The sequence below is a fragment of the Protofrankia sp. Cr1 genome, from assembly GCF_963555865.1.
GTDB lineage: Bacteria > Actinomycetota > Actinomycetes > Frankiales > Frankiaceae > Protofrankia.
Map to the genome: position 1 here is coordinate 4953 of NZ_CAUVXO010000260.1, position 974 is coordinate 5926.

The 974-nt window shown below is 69.0% G+C and carries 1 pseudogene; it reads left to right on the top strand.

From position 1 onward, the window contains the following. Positions 1-104: 104 nt before the first annotated feature. Positions 105-940, top strand: a pseudogene (locus U9980_RS18290) (LLM class flavin-dependent oxidoreductase). The last annotated feature ends 34 nt before the right edge of the window (positions 941-974 follow it).

Here is a 974-nt window from a genome sequence, read left to right on the forward strand (position 1 = left end):
GGCCGCCGTCCGGTACACGTCGATCAGGTGGAATAACCCGTCCAGTAACCGGGAGCGCGATGGCAGTCGAATGTCACCTCTACCTACCCCAGCTGCGGATGTCGATGGAGGGCATCGTCGAGCGCGCGGGTGCCGCGGAACGCACCGGTTTCACCGGCATCGCGCTGATGGACCATCTCGCCCCGCCCGGTGCGCTTGACGCGCCGATGTTCGAAGCGATCGTGTCCGCCACCTGGCTGGCAGCCCGCACCGAGCGGCTGGCCGTCGGTCACCTGGTGCTCTGCGATGCGTTCCGGCATCCAGCGCTGCTGGCCAAGCAGGCGGTCACCCTCGACCATGCGTCCGGGGGCCGTTTCGAGCTTGGCCTGGGCTGGGGTTCCATGCCCGATGAGATCGAGGCCTACGGCATCGGCGACGTCGCGCCGCGGGTGCGCGTCGCCCGGTTGGCCGAGACGCTCGAGGTCCTGCGCGGCTGTGGTCCGGCGAAACGGTGAATTACCAGGGGCTCCACCACACGCTCCGCGATGTGCGCCCTCGCCCGACCCCGCTGCGGCACATCCCGATCGTGATTGGCGGAACGGGGCCGCGCACCCTCGACCTGGTGGCCGCCTACGCCGACTGGTGGAATCTACCCGTCACCGCACTTGAGCACCTCGACCGGCTGCGGCCGCGGGCGGGAAAGGCCCGGGTCTCCGTTCAGCAGCTCGTCACCGTCATCTCGACGGAAGCGGAGCGGACGGCGACGGTCGCCACCGCGCTGCGCCGATTCGGCCCGATGGCCGGCGAGAATGGGATGGTCGTCGGGAACGTCCGCGAGCTGACAGCTCATTTCCGCGCGCTTGCCGATCGCGGTGTGGAGCGCTTTTACACCTGGTTCACCGATTTCGCCCCGACGCCGACGCTCGAAATATTCGGTGAGGTCATCGCGGCGCTGCGCTGAGCGCCTTCCGCACCTCCGCGCGGCATATGTGCGG